Source organism: Chryseobacterium proteolyticum (genome assembly GCF_046591535.1).
Taxonomy (GTDB): Bacteria; Bacteroidota; Bacteroidia; order Flavobacteriales; family Weeksellaceae; genus Chryseobacterium; species Chryseobacterium proteolyticum.
In genome coordinates, this window is sequence record NZ_JBJLWK010000003.1 from 681,895 (window position 1) to 699,374 (window position 17,480).

At 34.7% G+C, this 17,480-nt stretch carries 13 protein-coding genes and 1 riboswitch; of the genes, 12 read left to right on the forward strand and 1 reads right to left on the reverse strand.

The features are described from left to right. The first annotated feature begins 34 nt into the window (after nt 1-34). The 11 genes from ACJ5H0_RS14130 (at nt 35) to pckA (ending at nt 13,679) form a co-directional block, all read left to right on the forward strand. On the forward strand, nt 35-3,016 hold the full coding sequence (locus ACJ5H0_RS14130; protein WP_411249982.1) for a SusC/RagA family TonB-linked outer membrane protein: 2,982 nt from the start codon (nt 35-37) through the stop codon (nt 3,014-3,016). Between the two features lie 5 nt (nt 3,017-3,021). Beyond that, nucleotides 3,022-4,473, forward strand: a complete 1,452-nt coding sequence (locus ACJ5H0_RS14135; RefSeq protein WP_411249983.1) for a RagB/SusD family nutrient uptake outer membrane protein — start codon at nt 3,022-3,024, stop codon at nt 4,471-4,473. A 109-nt stretch (nt 4,474-4,582) separates the two neighbouring features. Beyond that, the gene (locus tag ACJ5H0_RS14140; RefSeq protein ID WP_411249985.1) at nt 4,583-6,370 is read left to right on the forward strand and encodes a putative porin; all 1,788 of its coding nucleotides are present in this window, start codon (nt 4,583-4,585) and stop codon (nt 6,368-6,370) included. Then, nucleotides 6,354-6,482 (forward strand): putative porin, encoded by a 129-nt coding sequence (locus ACJ5H0_RS14145; protein WP_411249987.1) that lies wholly within the window; start codon nt 6,354-6,356, stop codon nt 6,480-6,482. Before ACJ5H0_RS14140 ends, ACJ5H0_RS14145 begins: the two co-directional genes overlap by 17 nt. 14 nt (nt 6,483-6,496) lie before the next feature. Further along, nucleotides 6,497-6,823 (forward strand): bacillithiol biosynthesis protein BshC, encoded by a 327-nt coding sequence (bshC, locus tag ACJ5H0_RS14150; protein WP_411249989.1) that lies wholly within the window; start codon nt 6,497-6,499, stop codon nt 6,821-6,823. Further along, nucleotides 6,816-7,652: a bacillithiol biosynthesis protein BshC gene (gene bshC, locus ACJ5H0_RS14155; RefSeq protein ID WP_411249990.1), complete on the forward strand. Its 837-nt coding sequence runs from the start codon at nt 6,816-6,818 to the stop codon at nt 7,650-7,652. The genes bshC (ACJ5H0_RS14150) and bshC (ACJ5H0_RS14155) overlap by 8 nt, the downstream gene beginning before the upstream one ends. 43 nt (nt 7,653-7,695) lie before the next feature. Continuing rightward, the gene (locus tag ACJ5H0_RS14160; RefSeq protein ID WP_411250359.1) at nt 7,696-8,085 is read left to right on the forward strand and encodes a bacillithiol biosynthesis protein BshC; all 390 of its coding nucleotides are present in this window, start codon (nt 7,696-7,698) and stop codon (nt 8,083-8,085) included. Nucleotides 8,086-8,123: 38 nt separating this feature from the next. Beyond that, nucleotides 8,124-10,073, forward strand: coding sequence for a LysM peptidoglycan-binding domain-containing protein (locus ACJ5H0_RS14165; protein ID WP_411249991.1), 1,950 nt, complete (start codon nt 8,124-8,126; stop codon nt 10,071-10,073). A gap of 68 nt (nt 10,074-10,141) precedes the next feature. After that, nucleotides 10,142-11,017, forward strand: a complete 876-nt coding sequence (gene fabD / locus ACJ5H0_RS14170; protein ID WP_411249992.1) for an ACP S-malonyltransferase — start codon at nt 10,142-10,144, stop codon at nt 11,015-11,017. Nucleotides 11,018-11,028: 11 nt separating this feature from the next. Next, nucleotides 11,029-11,862: a GYDIA family GHMP kinase gene (locus tag ACJ5H0_RS14175; RefSeq protein ID WP_411249993.1), complete on the forward strand. Its 834-nt coding sequence runs from the start codon at nt 11,029-11,031 to the stop codon at nt 11,860-11,862. A gap of 200 nt (nt 11,863-12,062) precedes the next feature. Further along, nucleotides 12,063-13,679 (forward strand): phosphoenolpyruvate carboxykinase (ATP), encoded by a 1,617-nt coding sequence (gene pckA / locus ACJ5H0_RS14180; protein WP_172282384.1) that lies wholly within the window; start codon nt 12,063-12,065, stop codon nt 13,677-13,679. 50 nt (nt 13,680-13,729) lie between these two features. On the opposite strand, the gene ACJ5H0_RS14185 is transcribed toward pckA, so the two are convergent. Beyond that, nucleotides 13,730-14,134 carry a type II 3-dehydroquinate dehydratase gene (locus ACJ5H0_RS14185; RefSeq protein WP_273650502.1) on the reverse strand — a complete coding sequence of 135 codons (405 nt, stop codon included), beginning with the start codon at nt 14,132-14,134 and terminating at the stop codon, nt 13,730-13,732. 245 nt (nt 14,135-14,379) lie between these two features. After that, nucleotides 14,380-14,476: riboswitch (SAM riboswitch) on the forward strand. A gap of 83 nt (nt 14,477-14,559) precedes the next feature. Between ACJ5H0_RS14185 and ACJ5H0_RS14190 the strand changes: the two genes are divergently transcribed. Beyond that, the gene (locus tag ACJ5H0_RS14190) at nt 14,560-17,475 is read left to right on the forward strand and encodes a SusC/RagA family TonB-linked outer membrane protein (RefSeq protein WP_411249995.1); all 2,916 of its coding nucleotides are present in this window, start codon (nt 14,560-14,562) and stop codon (nt 17,473-17,475) included. Nucleotides 17,476-17,480 lie beyond the last annotated feature (5 nt).

Consider the following 17,480-nt stretch of genomic DNA (forward strand, 5'->3'; position numbering starts at 1 on the left):
ATTTGCTCTCTTAAATATATTAAAATTTGTTAATATGAATGTGAAATTACGTGTATTAAGTGCTGGCGCATTGTTTTTTTTAGGGCATACAGCTTTTGCACAGAAAACAAAAAAAGATTCTGTTACTAAAGAGCAGCAGATCGAAGAAGTTGTTGTTGTTGCTTATGGTACTCAGAAAAAGCAGAGTATTACAGGGTCAATTACGACAATTAATGCAAAACAGTTAGAGGATGCTCAGGCATCAAATGCTGTTCAATCTCTAACCGGAAAGGTTGGTGGGGTACAAATCTCCGCTAATTCGGGACAACCAGGAGATCCTCCGCAGGTTAGATTTAGAGGTATTGGATCTCTTTCTTCTTCAAATAATCCTTTGTATGTTGTCGATGGGGTGCCTTTTAATGGTAATATTAATGCGATTTCAAATCAGGATATTGAAACCATTTCATTTTTAAAAGATGCATCAGCAAACGCATTATATGGTAGCCGAGGTGCAAATGGGGTTATCCTTATTACAACAAAGAAAGCTAAAAAAGGTAGGTTCTCAGTTACTTTTGACACTAAGTTCGGAGTGAACTCACGAGCCGTTAAAGAATATGATATCATTACTGATCCGGGAGAATATTATGAAGTTTTCTATAATAGATTGGTAACTGATGGTGTTTATAAAGGAATGTCGATGGGTAATGCAGTGACAAATGCAATAAACACAATGATCCCTGATTATTTGGTTTATAATAATTATAATGTCGCTGATAATCAGATTATAGACCCTGCGACAGGGAAAATTAATAAAAATGCAAAATTGTTGTATCATGATGATTGGAACAAAAATCTATTTAAAGATAGAGTTCGTCAAGAATATAACATTAATATAGCTAATTCTTCTGATAAAAATGATACTTACCTGTCTTTTGGTTATCTTAATGATGAAGGGTATGTTATAAATTCTGGATTTGATAGGTATACAGCTAGATTAAATAATGAATTAAGACTTACTTCTGATATTAAAGTTGGTGTTAATTTAAACTATGCTAGAACTGAACAAAATGCACCTATCCAAGGTGCTTCATCTAGCCAGTATAGTAACCTTTTCAGTTGGGCAAGGAATATTGCTCCAATTTATCCGATATGGGCAAGAAATACAAATGGAGGTTTTATACTTGATTCTAACGGTCAAAGAGTATATGACTTTGGAACTCTTACTGGACCAATGGGATTAGCCCGCCCTTATGGTGGAACTTTAAATCCATATGGAACTACTTTATTAGATATTAAAAGAAATTCGGAGGATAATTTAAGTGGTAGAGCTTATGCTTCTGTGAATTTCCTTAAAGATTTCAACTTCACATATAATTTAGGGTATGATTTATTAAGTGGCTATTACACTAATTATTCTAATAACATTGGTGGTGATGCTGCAGGGTATGGAGGTACTATTACTAATGCAACAACAAATGATTATACTGTGACCAATCAACAATTATTAAATTGGAATAAAACATTTGGAAAACATAGTATAAGTGCAATGGTTGGTCATGAAACTTCCGATTTTACCAGCAAGATGATAGCGGGAGTTAAAAATAATATTGCAATTCCAGATCTTCCAATATTAAGTAATGGAACTAAATATTCCGCATTAAATGGGTTTAACGATTTATATAAAGTAGAAGGTTATCTTTCAAGAGTTAACTATAACTATGATAATAAATACTTTGTAAATGCAAGTTTTAGAAGAGATGGTTCTTCTGTGTTTGCTCCAGAAAACAGATGGGGTAACTTTTTCGGACTTGGAGCAGCATGGGTTGCTACTAATGAGAATTTCTTGAAAGGAAATAAAGTGGTAACAAATTTAAAGCTTAAAGCAAGTTACGGGGAGCAAGGAAACGATAATATCTTGTATGCTGGGAATGTAAACCTTAATAATAGAACATATTTCGGATATGGAAGAAATTATTATGCTTATGAATCTCAATATGAAGTTGTTCCAGATTCTCAAGGAAATGCAACAATTGTGCAAGTTTACGAAGGAAATAGAGATATTAAGTGGGAGGTTTCAAGAAACCTTAATGCTGGCTTTGAATTAAGTCTTTTCAACAGGATTAATATTGATGCTCAATATTTTGAAAGAGGGGTGAAGGATATGATTTATAACAAACCATTACCATCTTCTACTGGGACAAGATTTATTTCAACGAATGTTGGAGATATGAAAAATAGAGGAGTTGAAGTTTCAATAGATGCAAGTATTATTAATAATCAGGATTTTACTTGGAATTTATTTGCTAACGCAACTCACTATAAAAATGAGATTACATTCTTACCTGCAAGTTTTGTATCAGGTATTTTCAAATTTGATAAAGGATCTTCAGCGTATACTTATTACCTAAGACAATTTGCCGGAGTTGATAAGAAAAATGGTGATGCTTTATGGTATATGGATGATGCTTCTGGAAATAAGGTGACTACTAATGATTATACGAAAGCAAAATTATATTTGAGTGATAAAACTCTAAATCCTAAAGCATACGGTGGTTTCGGAACTAATGTGAGCTATAAAGGGGTAAGCCTTGCAGTTAATTTTGCTTTCCAATTTGGTGGTTATATGTATGATAATGTTTACCAAGGAATGCTTCCTTCAGGACCAGATAATATTGGACAAAATTATCATAAGGATGTTTATAACACTTGGACACCTACCAATACTGATGCACCACTTCCAGCATTAGACTTATCAAGACCGAACCAAATGGCTGCTTCTGATTTATTCTTAATCAAATCTGATTATATCAGTTTACAAGATGCCTCTATTAGTTATGATTTTGATAAAAGTATTTTGCCTCAAGGTCTTTCTGGACTTAGATTTGGTCTTTATGGAACAAACCTTGCAATGTGGAGTAAAAGAAAGGGAATGGATCCTAGATTGGCTAGTATAGGTGCTTCTGCTAACAATGGCCTTTCTTTGAATAATTATGGAGTTGTTAGAACAATCTCTTTAGGTTTAACAGTTAAATTTTAATTAAAATGAAAAAAATAGCAATATATTCACTATTAGTATCTTCTTTATTTGTTACAAGTTGTAGTGATGACTATTTGGATACAAAACCTCAATCAACTATTAATGAAGAGCAGTTAGCAACTTCCCCTGCAGGTCTTCAAGCGCTATTGGATGGTATATATACAGGATTTAGAACCTTTGGTAATACTAATGGCGGAAATCACGAAGATTATGGTCATAAATCCATTCTTGCAGGTTTGGATATGATGTCAAATGATAATGTCATGACTAAATCTAGCTGGTATTCTAGCTGGTATAATTATACGGGAATTATTCAAACAAATAGTAGATCTCTTCTTCCTTGGAATACTTATTATCTTCAAATTAAATCTACAAATACAATTATTAATACAATTACTAAAGTAGGAGTAAATGATCAAAATAAATCTGTTTTAGGACAGGCGTATGCATTAAGAGCGCTCTCTTATTTTATGTTAGCAAGAATATATGGGCCTACTTATGTTGGACATACTTCAGACTTATGTGTTCCTATATATACTACTGTTGGATTTGAAGGGAAATCAAGATCTTCAGTTGGTGAGGTTTATTCTTTAATAGAGAGTGATCTTTTGAAATCAGTTGATTTGCTTACGGGTTACACAAGACCAAATAGAGAAAAAGTAGATAAATCTGTAGCTCAAGGCTTCCTAGCTCAAGTATCCCTTGAAATGGGTAAATATTCTCAAGCTGCACAAAATGCTAATGCTGCTAGACAGGGTTACGCTTTAGGGACAGAAGCTGATTGGCGTAATGGTTTCTATGATCTAACAAAAACAACTGATGCTATGTGGGGAGCTGTTATTACTGGTGATAATACTTCTTTCGTAGCAAGTTTCTTTGCACACTTTGATAATACTAATAACAGTGGATATGCAGGAGGGCTTGGAATTTATAAATTAATCGATAAAAGATTATATGATAATATTTCAGCTACTGATTATAGGAAAAAAGCTTTTGTAGCACCTGGAGGAAATCCTAGTTATCCTGCGTTACCTGCTTATGCAAATCTTAAATTTATTGATCCTACCGTTACTGATGGGGATTATATTTACTTAAGAGCTTCTGAAATGTATTATATTGAAGCAGAAGCGCTTGCTAGATCTGGAAATGAGCCTCAAGCTAAGGCTGTACTTGCCCAAATTACACAAGCTAGAGATGCTTCTTATACAACATCTACTAATACTGGTGCAGCATTAATAACTGAGATTACGACTCAAAAAAGAATTGAGATGTGGGGTGAAGGTTGTGCTTGGTTTGATATGAAGCGATTAGGTGTTGGATTAAATAGAGTATATACAGGGACTAATCATCCAACATTTGGACAACTTACCTATCCTGCTAATTCTAACAAATTTTTATGGCAAATTCCGCAGGCAGAAATAGATACTAACCCAAATATTGTTCAAAATCCTAATTAACATCAAATTTTTATATAAGAGAAAATCTTAAATAATAATTATTAAATTTGTACTTCATAAAATCTTATGAAGTACATTTTTTTTTTGTTTATTGATCTGCTCTTTTTTTTTGAGAGCACAAAAGGTAAAACCATCCTCAACTGAAAAGACCAATCCAGTCAAAGACAAGGATACTTTAGTTATTGACTCTGGAAAGAAGGATTCTTTAAAAATATTCAAACCTACCATCAATGATTATCTTTATCAGACTCAATTTTCTGAAAAGAAAATATTTGATACGGTGATGACTTACGAAAAAACGTACATCTTTTCACAATATAATAATAAAGATAACTTTGGGAGAGTTCAATTTCCTAATGTGGGAGCGGGATTTAATCCTCTTTCTTATGAGGTGAATGCGGAACAAAACCTTTCACTGTTGCCTTCCAATAAATCTTATGGAATTATTGGGATTAATGACGTGAAATATTATGACGTAAAAACTCCAACAGCAACTTTTGTTTATCATAATTCTATAAAGAACGGAGCGGTTTTAAGATCTACCTACACTCAAAATATTGGGAAGCGATTTAATTTTGCTTTGGAATATATGGGACTGCGATCACAAGGTCTTTACAGGAACTCATTGGCAGCTAATAATAATACACTATTCTCTGGACACTATCTAAGTAAGAGCGGAAACTATGAATTATTTGCTCATTACCTGCATCAAAATGTTAATAATCAGGAAAACGGGGGAATTGTGGCTGATGATCTGTTCCAGAGTGGGAACAGTGATTTCAGAAACAGAATCAATGCAGAAGTGAATCTTGCATCTTCAAGTTCGCAATTTGGATACAGAAGATATTATTTAAGCCATCAGTTTACTCCTTTTAACGCTGAAAAATTTCCTTTTAGGATCAGGCATACCATTTTTAACCAAGGGAATAAATATTATTACTCCCAAAATGCTTTAGAAGGGTATTGGTACGATACACCCGCCGAAATCGTTAATGGTTTTCCTCTTTCAACAAAGAAATATTCCAATAATCTAAGCAATACTGTTAGTCTGGTTTGGGATAATGAAAAGTTCAAACTGGATGCAGGAGTGCGTTATCAAATGATAAAGTTTGGAGCAACGCAAGTTACTCTGCCTACATTACAGATTCCAAATGAGATTAAAGAGAATAGAATTGGAGCAGTAGGAAACTTACAGATAAAGCTTTTAGATAAAATCCAGCTTAATTCATTTGCGGAATTTTCTAATGGAAGTCAGTTCGGAACTTATGTAAAAACTACTAACAACATTAAATTTGAACCGATCAAAGATTACTTTGTAAATGCTAAAGTAAATTTCCAGAGTGCTTATCCTTCTTTTAATTATCTTTTGAATACTTCTGTTTATAATAATTTTAATTATTACCTTCAGAATGTTAAAAACCAATCGATAACTGAGATTGGTGGGAATATTAATTTAAAATGGTTTAAAACAGAATTGTTTGTTAATTATTTCAGAATAGACAATTTTACTTATCTCGATGCGGCATCAATGCCTAAACAAAGTCAAGGGTCGCTGAATATTTCTCAGATCGGAGGAGATGCTACATTCAGTTTTGGTAAATATCATTTAAATACAAGAGTGCAGTTTCAGAACGCGCTAACAAATAAAGATTTGTATCCGATGCCTGGATTTATAGGCCGTGCTAATTTCTTTTATCAGACCAAAGCGTTTAAAAATGCTGCAGAAATCCAAGCTGGACTGAAAGTTTACTATTTCTCAAAGTTTGCTTCAAGAGAATATTTTCCGATACTTAATGAATACATTTTACCAAGAGCGGATTCATTTTCAATCGGGGGACAGCCTATTGCCGATGTTTATATCAATATGAAAGTTAAAAAAAATGTTCTTCTTTATTGAAGGGCAACAGATAGGTACACTTATCTCATCTAATAAAGCCTATGCATTTCCACATTATCCGGTTTATGATTTTAGACTGAACCTTGGAATTGTTTGGTATTTGTTCAACTAAAATCATAACACCAGTTGAAAACAATCAGTAAAATATCATTTAATGATATAGAAAATATACCTCAGTTAATAAAAGATTTTTTAAATCATAAAATTGAGGGTTTTGAAGAAAATACATTTTCATTAGAACATTTTAGAAAACAAATTCATCTAAAACAAGAATCTTTTACTTCAGAACAGAGAGTGGTATTATCCACCGCTCTTGAACAACAGTTATCCGGACTCACACTTTCTAAAAAGCAAAGGGAAAATTTAAACAACATAAAGCTTCCTGATACTTTTACTATAACAACAGGTCATCAACTAAACCTTTTTTCGGGGCCTGTTTTTTTTTGTGTATAAAATTTTACAAACTATTAAGACTTGTTCTTATTTAAAATTTAATTTTCCGGACTTTAATTTTGTTCCTGTCTATTGGATGGCTTCTGAAGATCACGATTTTGCTGAGATCAATCACTTCAAAACCGAGAGTAATTATTACGAAATTAATGAAAAGTCTGGTGGACCTGTCGGGAGAATTCAGATAAGCGATACATTTTTCATTTCTGAGTTTGAAAAGGAATTTAAGGATTCTGTTTTTGGGACAGAGCTTATTTTAATGCTTAAAGAAGCTTACAAAGTAGGGAATACTCTTACAGAAGCTATAAAGACATTAGTGAACAGACTTTTTTCAGAGTTTGGTTTGTTAATCATTGATGGGGATTCAGGCATATTGAAAAATCAGGTCAAAGAAATTTTCCGGGAAGAGTTAATTCATTCTGCATTATATCATGCTTCTAAAGAAAAAGTGAAATTTCTCACAGATAAATATGGAAAGGTTCAGGTGAATCCCAGGGAAATTAATTTGTTTTACCTTTCTGACACGAGAGATCGGATAGAATTGGTAGGAGATCATTATAGTGTGGTGGATACTCCCATCCGGCTTACAAAGGAAGAGATCTTAAATGAATTGGATAAAGCCCCGGAAAGATTTAGCCCTAATGCATTAATGCGTCCGGTTTATCAGGAAAAAGTATTGCCTAATTTAGCCTATATCGGTGGTAATGCAGAAATTATGTATTGGCTTGAGTTAAAAAACTATTTTACTAAAATAGATATCCCTTTTCCTGTTTTGATTCCCCGAAACTCAATGTTGTTCTTACAGGAGAAAGTATTAAAAAAAAATAGATAAGCTTGATCTGAAAGTTGATGATTTCTTTCAGAATTTTGCAGCTATTACGAACAACAGGATCTTAGATAATAGTAGTATTCTCAGGTTACTTGAAGAAAAAGAATCTCTTTTGATCAATAGCTTTTCTGAATTACGGTCTATCGCCGAAACTACCGAGAAATCTTTTGGAAATATGGTTAAGGCGGAAGAAATTAGACAGCTCAAATCTTACAAAAGGATGAAAAAGCGACTTCTTCATGCAGAAAAGATAAAACAAAGTGAATTGCTTGAAAGGTTGGAAAATTTATTTTTAAACGTACATCCTTCTAAAACATGGCAGGAAAGGGTTTATAATTTTAGTGTATTTTTCGCCGATTATGGATATTCATGGCTTGAAACTTGTTTAGAAGAAATGGTGGTTCAAGAATCAAAATTAATAATTGTTGCCATTTAATTTTAAAGGAGTATTTTTGTAAATTATAATTATCTACTATGATAAAAAGGTTTTTTATTCTATCCAGTTTATGTATGGTTTTGGGCGTTTCCGCTCAACAATCACATACCGTAGTTAAAGGAGACAATCCTTATAATATTGCCAAGAAGTATGGTATAACGGTGGATGAACTGCTGAAACTAAATCCAAAATTTAAAGATGGAAAGTTGACAATCGGTGATGTGCTTACAGTTAAATCTGATAAAAGCACTTCTGCTCCTGTTACAAAAAGTGCTGTCATTGAAAAAGCTAAACCCAATGCTCAGCTTGGTAAAATTGTATTACAGCCGAAACAAACCATCTATGGAATTACAAAGCAATACCGTATTTCTGAAACTGACTTGAGAAAGCTGAATCCTGAATTGGATTCTCATATGAAGATCGGTGATGAGATTACATTACCTTTTGAAAGCATAAAAAAATATGGAGGCAACCAACAACCTGTTGTAGCTTCAAAAACTGTAGAAGCAACTGCTAATAATACTCCATCAACTGCCGTGGCAACGGATGAGGATAGCTATACAATTCAATCAAAAGATAATTATTACAGAATTACAAAACAATTTGGAGTTAGCCAGCAAGAGCTGTATGTTTTAAATCCTGGATTGGAAGAAAAAGGATTAAAACCAGGAGAGGTTATCCGCGTTAAAAAATCAAATAGCAATGTTGCTAATGTGATTACGGAGCCTGTTAACCCTAAAACTAAAATTGATTCAGGCAACGAAAAGTCATCTGCTAATAATTCCTCTAACGTGAATGCAGAGGCAGGAGATGAATATGTTACTTACACTGTTCAGCAAGGGGATACTGTTTTCTCTATTGTGAATAAATATGGTATTTCCATTGACGAATTAATCGCTTTAAACCCGGATTTAACCCACGGACTAAAGACCGGGATGGTTTTGAAAATTAAGAAGCTTGATCCTGCATACATTAAGAAAAGCGGAGATGCTTTAAGTGTTGTTTTGATGCTTCCTTTCGGCTATAGTACAAATGAAACTCAATATAGGGGAATGGCAATGGATTTTCTTACAGGAGCTAAATTAGCCATTGAAAGAAATGCAAGAAACGGTCAGAAACTGGATATTAAAGTAGTTGATTCCGGTAATGAAGCTTCATTTAGGAATTCATTGACTCAAATCAATCCTAATAATACAGATTTAATTATAGGCCCATTCTTTAAATCGAATGTCATTGATGTTTTAGATTTTACTAAAAGCCAGAAAATTCCAATTGTAGCGCCGTTTGCAAATTCTCCGGAATTGTATAACTACAGTAATCTGGTTATTATTGAAACGAATGATCAAACCTATGCGGATAAAATTGTAGATGAAGTAAAAACTGTATACTCGGATCAAAAAATTTATATAGTTGCAGACAGCAAAAAGGAAAATGCAAATTATATTAAAGCTGGTCTCGAAAAGGCAGTGAAAAATCCAAATGTAACAATTGTAAGTTCTCCTGCAGAAATTAAGGCAGACCAGAATATGATGACGGGACAATCTGCTCCTGTAATAGCTATTTTAGCGAGTGATAACGATAGTACGGGAGAGGCTTTTTCAAATAGAGTTATTGCCCTGACAAAAGAAGTACAGGGAATAAAAGCTTTTAGCATGTATTATGCTCCAAGTTTTGAGAAAAAGGTAGACGACCTTAGTCAGGCGAGTCTGGTTTATTTAATGGACAGAAAAATCAATACGGACGGAAGTTTTGAAAAAGAGATTTTGGCAGCCTATAAAGGTAAATATTGCAAGACTCCTCCCAAATATGCAATTATTGGTTTTGATGTTGTCAATGACATGTTAACCAGAGAGAATAAAAAAGGAGAAATTTTTAAACAAATGAATAAAGTTCAAACTCAGCTTGCAACCAAGTTTGAATTTGTAAAGTCCAAAGCTAATGGAGCTTATGTGAATACTGGTTATCGTGTAATCCGATTAGTTCCTTAGTGAAGTACATTGGATGAAAGAAAATCTTCACATTATGTTTATATTTGCATAATATTTTAAATTATTAGATGAAAGCACTTGTATTTCCTGGGCAGGGTTCTCAGTTTGTTGGGATGGGAAAAGAACTATATGATTCTCGAAAAGACATAAAGGACTTGATGGAATCTGCCAATGAAATTTTAGGTTTCGATATTTTATCCCTTATGTTTAATGGGACAGAAGAAGATCTAAAGAAAACCGAGGTTACTCAGCCTTCTATTTTTATACATTCTGTAGCTGCTTTAAAAGCTGTAAATGGACTTGGTGCTGAAATGGTAGCCGGTCACTCTTTAGGAGAATTTTCAGCATTGGTCGCTAATGGAGTTCTGTCTTTTGATGACGGTCTTAAATTAGTATCTGGGCGAGCAAAAGCAATGCAGGAAGCTTGTGATATTAATCCAAGCTCAATGGCTGCAATTTTAGGATTGGAAGATGCCAAAGTTGAAGAAATTTGTGCACAGATCAATGGGATTGTTGTTCCTGCAAATTATAATTGTCCTGGGCAACTTGTAATTTCAGGAGAAACTGCTGCCGTAGAAGAAGCTTGTATTAAATTGAAAGAAGCGGGAGCGAAGAGAGCATTATTGCTACCTGTTAATGGAGCTTTTCATTCTCCATTGATGCAACCTGCACAAGAAAGATTGGCGGCTGCTATTGAACAAACTAAATTCAGAAAAGCAACGATTCCAGTTTATCAGAATATTACCACGACTGCAGTTACAAATCCTGACGAAATTAAGAAAAACCTGATTGCTCAGTTAACAGGTCCTGTAAAATGGACACAATCTGTTCAGAATATGATTAAAGACGGAGCATCTAACTTTGTAGAAGTTGGACCAGGAAAAACTTTACAGGGGTTGATCAAGAAAATTGATAGTTCTGTAGACGTTGCTTCGGCAATCTAAAAAATAAACAAATGGGCGAAATATTTTCACCGGGAAAGCTCATGCTTACTTCAGAATATTTCGCTATAGATGGAGCTCTTGTCCTAGCGGTACCAACCAGGCTGGGACAAGAGTTTTTCTTTGAAGAAACGGAAGATGGGAAATCATTGGTTTTTTGGGAAGCTTACCATCAAAATAAACTATGGCTGAAAGTGATCATTGATTATTCCTCTTGGAAAATCCTTGAGACAAATATAGCTCCCAGTGCCCAATTTCTTATAAAAACGTTGAAAAACGTCCAAAAGCTTTCTGCTCGTAAATTCCAAAATGCAGATTCTTACTTTTTAAAAACAAATCTACAGTTCCCTTCCGATTTTGGATTGGGAAGCAGTTCAACATTAATGAACAACCTTTCTGTGTGGGCTGAGACAGATCCTTTCGTGCTAAATAGTCTAAGTTTGGGTGGAAGTGGTTATGATATTGCTGTCGCAAAGGAAAAATCAGCAGTTTTGTATCAGAATAAACCGGTAATACAATATAAAAGAGTAACCTTTGATCCTATCTTTAAGGACAACTTGATTTTTATCCATTTAAATCAAAAACAAGACAGCAGGGAAGCAATCGATCTGTATAAGTCTAAAATAAAATCCCGGAAACTGATCGAAGTATTTTCAGCCCTTACCAATGAAATTCTATTATGTAATGAATTAAATGATTTTTGTCATTTAATGACTGTTCATGAAAGAAAAATTTCTGATTTTCTGAATATTCCTACCGTTAAAGACAAATTCTTCTCCGACTGTCCGGTTTTTGTGAAAAGTTTGGGTGCCTGGGGGGGGAGATTTTGTAATGAGTGCCAAATTTAGGGGCTTTGAGGACTATTTTCGGGGAAAAGGTTTTGCGACTATTTTTGAATGGGTTGATATAATTGCTTGATATTTAATAATTTGCCGTTCTGTTTTTTTCTTTGTCATTCTGACTTATATCATTATATTTAACCACCTGTAACACTAAATTAATATTTAATTTTGTTGGACTAAAAAAAGAAATAGAAAATATAAGTAAAATGAAACACGCTAAAATCATCCAGGATTTGCAAAAATTAGGGATTAAGGGAGACTATGAAATAATATATAATCCCTCATATGAGGAATTATTTCAAGCAGAAGTTTCTCCTGAAAATCAGGGTTTTGAGAGAGCTGAACTTACGGAATCTGGTGCAGTATCAGTAAAAACAGGAATTTTTACTGGCCGTTCTCCAAAAGACAGATACATTGTTCAGGATGATGTTACAAGAGACACAATTTTCTGGGATGGCAAAGTGAACTTGCCTACAACAGCAGAAATCTTCAAGTCTTGTAAAGAATTAGTGCTAGACCAACTTTCTTCTTCTAAGAAAATTTATGTTGTTGATGCATTTTGTGGAACAAATGCTGACACAAGACTTAAAGTGAGATTCATCGTAGAAGTTGCATGGCAGGCGCATTTCGTTACTAATATGTTCATCCGTCCATCTCATTATGAGCTGGAAAACTTTGGAGAACCTGATTTCACTGTTGTGAACGGTTCTAAAACAACGAATCCGAATTGGGAAGCTCAGGGACTAAATTCCGAGAATTTTGTAATGTTCAACCTTACGGAAAAATTACAGATCATTGGAGGAACCTGGTATGGAGGAGAAATGAAAAAAGGAATGTTTGCAATGATGAACTATTACCTTCCGCTAAAAGGAATGGCATCTATGCACTGTTCTGCAAACGTAGGAGAAGAAGGGGATGTTGCTTTGTTCTTCGGCCTTTCCGGAACAGGTAAAACAACTTTATCCGCTGATCCTAAAAGATATCTTATTGGTGACGATGAGCACGGTTGGGATAACAATGGAGTTTTCAACTATGAGGGAGGTTGCTATGCAAAAGTAATTGACTTATCGGAAGAAAAAGAACCGGACATTTTCAGAGCGATCAAAAGAGATGCTCTTCTTGAAAATGTTGTTGTAAATAATGGTGTTTCTGATTATACCGATAACTCAATCACTGAAAACACAAGAGTTTCTTATCCTATATACCATATTAACAAGATTGTACTGCCTTCTAAAGCTGGGCATGCTAAGAAGATTGTTTATCTTTCAGCTGATGCATTCGGAGTATTACCTCCGGTTTCAATTTTAGATGAAAATCAGGCTCAATACCACTTTTTATGTGGATATACTTCTAAATTAGCAGGAACTGAAAGAGGAATTACTTCTCCGGAACCTTCATTTTCTCCGGCTTTTGGTGAGGCATTTCTTACGTTACATCCTACCATGTACTCTAAAACCTTGATTGGTAAAATGAAAGAACATGGAGCAAAAGCTTATTTGGTAAATACAGGATGGAATGGTACAGGAAAAAGAATCTCATTAAAAGATACAAGAGCCATTATTGATGCAATAATTGATGGATCTATTGAGAACGCTCCTAAGGCGCAAGTACCTATTATGAACTTGGAAATTCCTACTTCTTTACCTAATGTTTCAGAAGGTATTCTGGATCCAAGACATACATACAGTGATGCTTCAGAGTGGGAAGAGAAGGCTAAAGACTTAGCATCAAGATATATTAAGAATTTTGAGCAGTACTGTAACACTGAAGAGGGGAAAAAGCTGGTTGCTTCCGGACCTCAATTACAAGAACAAACAATATAAAAAAAGAAAAGCCTCATCATTGATGAGGCTTTTTTATGTATTAAAACATCCTAAAAGCTTAATAAAGCCAGTCTGTATCCTTTCATTCCAAAGCCGGATAATACAGCATCTGTGTGAGCCGCTGTTACTGACTTTTGCCGGAATTCTTCTCTTTTATAGATATTGCTGATATGTACTTCAATCTTAGGTTTCTGTATATTCTTTAAACAGTCGGCTATCGCATAAGAGTAATGAGTAAAAGCCCCCGGATTAATAATAACAGCATCAAAATCATCTTCCTGAAGTCTGTTAATTAATTCTCCTTCAATATTCGATTGATAATAGTTCAGTTCGTAAGAAAGGAATTCATCTTTTAGTTTTTCCAAATATTCATCCATTGAAATTATTCCATAAATTTCAGGTTCTCTTGTGCCCAACAGATTTAGATTCGGTCCGTTTATGATTAAAATTTTCATAACATAAAATTAAAAAGTTTTTTTCGATTAGTGCGGATATTTTACGGGTTTTATTTGAGGGAGATGTTTTACATTATTTTTAATGATATTTCTCATGTTTAAAAATTTAACATTTTCTCTAATGGTTTGTTAACAGGTGTTTTAAGTGAAAATTAAGTTAATTTTTGAGAATTTAAAATAAAAAACAAATTAGTCTACTTGTTTTATAGACTAATTGTTTTTAGATTTGCATCCATATTTCGATCGGCTTATAAAGAAAGATGGAGGGAACTGACCCTATGAAGTCTTAACAACCTGCATGATGCAAGGTGTTACATTCAGCCTTTTAAGGAAAAATAAGCATTTGGTTAAATCAATTTCTTGATGCCCTTTGCTGTGTTTTCCGCAAAGGGTGTTTTTTTAATATTTAACAAATAAAATTGATTATGGTTAGTAAAAGTTTATTCAAAGCTGGTGTTTGGATTTCACCCGGTGCTTTGTTTTTCTTAGGCATTATTAGTGTTAATGGGCAGGAGATAAAGCAGAAGAAAGATACGCTTAGGGAAAAAGATATTGATGAAGTCGTTGTGGTAGCTTACGGTAAAGCGAAAAAGACGAGTTACACAGGTTCTGTAGCGACGATCTCCAGCGAAAAGATTAATAATCGGCCGGTAACCAATATTACAAAAGCTTTGGAAGGGCAGGTAGCGGGATTACAGGCAGTAAGTGCTTCAGGCCAACCGGGTGCTACGGCAACAATCCGTATCAGGGGGATCGGATCTATTAGTGCCTCAAGTAATCCTTTATTCGTGGTGGATGGAATTCCTTTTGATGGAAATATCAATTCTATCAGCCCAAATGATATAGAATCAATTAGTGTTTTGAAAGATGCTACGGCAAGCTCTCTGTATGGATCAAGAGGTGCTAACGGAGTGATTATTGTGACTACAAAGTCAGGGAAAAAAGGAGAATCACGAATCAATTTTAATATCAGTCAGGGATTTTCCAGCAGGGCTGTAAAGGACTATGAACAGGTTACCACGGACCAGTATTTTCAATTATATTGGGAAGCAATGAGAAATGGATATAAATCAGGACAGGTTTCAGCACAACAGGCTGCACAAATGGCCACAGATAATCTTGTGAATAATCTGGGCATCAATCCATATGGTTCTAACTATGCAAAACCGGTAGGGACAGATGGAAAACTGCTGCCTGGAGCAAGGCCTTTATGGAATGATGACTGGAGGGATATACTACAAAGAGTGGCCTCAAGAAACCAGGTTGATCTTGATTTTAGTGGCGGAAATGAAAAAGGAAACTATTTTTTCTCATTGGGATATCTTGATGATAAGGGTATTGCCATAGGATCCGGATTTACAAAATACAGTACGAGATTGAAGATTAATAATGAAGTGAAAAAATGGTTAACAGTTGGAGCAAACCTTAGCTATACCAATAGTCTTCAGGAGGCACCACCATCTTCCGATTCAAGAACTGATAATATTATTAATGCAGCCAGAGTAATTCCTTCTTTTTATCCATACTATGAAAGAAATCCTGATGGAAGCTATAAGCTTGATGCTAACGGAAATACAATTTACGACTTCGGAAAGTACAGGCCGACAAGTGCTTTGCAAAATCAAAATGCAGCAGCAACTTTGCCATTAGATAAAAATGAAAACAGGGAAGATAACTTTTCAGGAAAAGGATATTTGGATTTTACCTTCTTACCGGAATTAAAATTTAAATCCAGTTTTTCAATTGACCTGGTAAATTATAATGGGCATTATTATTCAAATCCGTTACTTGGGGAGGGTAGTGAAATCGGAGGTTCGGTGACCAAGACAAATTCACGGACATTATCTTATACAACCAGTAATATCTTGACCTATGACAAAAAATTCGATCAGCATCATTTCAATATTCTAGCTGGACAGGAGTTTTATCATTATGAGTATCAGACGATATCCGGAAGCCGAAGTCAGTTTTCTTTACCTTATTATTATGAACCGGATGCAGCGGCTTTATTAGGAGGTTTTAGTGGTAATAGTGATAAATTAGGTTTACTGAGTTTTTTAGGTAAAGCAGAGTATGATTTCAATAACACTTATTTTATTTCCGGATCTGTAAGATCAGACGGATCTTCCCGTTTTTCACCTCAAAACAGATGGGGAACTTTCTGGTCAGTAGGAGGTTCATGGAAGGCGTCTAATGAGCAATTCATTAAAAATCTAAATTTCTTTAATCAGCTAACCCTTCGTGCGAGTTACGGAGGACAGGGAAATGATAAGTTGAGTACTTATTATGCTTACCAGAGTCTTTACGCATTTTACAATAATCTGGGAGAAGGAGGAACAGTTGCTAGCAGGCTTCCCACTCCTGATCTTAAGTGGGAAACCAATCTTAACTTGAATGTGGGGCTGGAATTTGCTATTCTTAAAAACAGGGTTAAGGGTAATGTGGAATATTTCCAGCGTCAAAGTAAAGATCTTTTATTTGACAGGCCTTTGGCTCCCTCTCTTGGTTTTAGTGGTTATTCAGCGAATATTGGAGAATTGAAAAATACAGGCTTTGAATTTTCATTATTCACAACTCCGATTAAAACGGACGATTTCCAATGGGATGTTGATGTTAATGTAACAACCCTAAAAAACAGAATTACGAAACTTCCTAAAGGCCCAATTGTAACAGGAACTAAATTATTGCAGGTTGGGGGTTCTGTTTATGATTTCTTTATTCCGGAATGGGTTGGAGTTGATCCAAGTAACGGTGCTCCGCTATGGAAATATGTTTATCAGGATGCCAATGGGAATACAATAGAAGGAACAACTTCTGAATATGCAAAGGCGACAAAAACATTGCAGGGTTCTTCTTTGCCTAAATTCTCCGGTGGAATCACTACAAATATTACATATAAGGATTTTGATTTATCCGCGCTGCTAACTTTTAGTGTTGGAGGAAAAATTCTTGATACAGATTACACCATGTTAATGTCAAATGGAAGCAATGCTGGAAGGGCATGGAGCGCAGAGATGTTAAACAGATGGACGCCTGAAAATCCCAACACGGATGTTCCGGCTTTAAGTACAACGACAAATAACTGGACTTCAACGTCCTCAAGGTTTTTATACTCGGGGACTTATGCCAGATTGAAAAATGTGAGTATCGGATATACGTTACCTTCAGATTATTTCGGAAGACTGGGACTGAAAAAGTTCAGAATTTATCTTCAGGCTGAAAACCTTTTAACTTTCTACAAGCACAAAGGAATGGATCCCGAGCAAGCTATAGATGGTACCACTTATTACAGATATCCGGCAATGAGAACAATAACATTCGGTCTTCAGGCTACACTTTAAGTTTA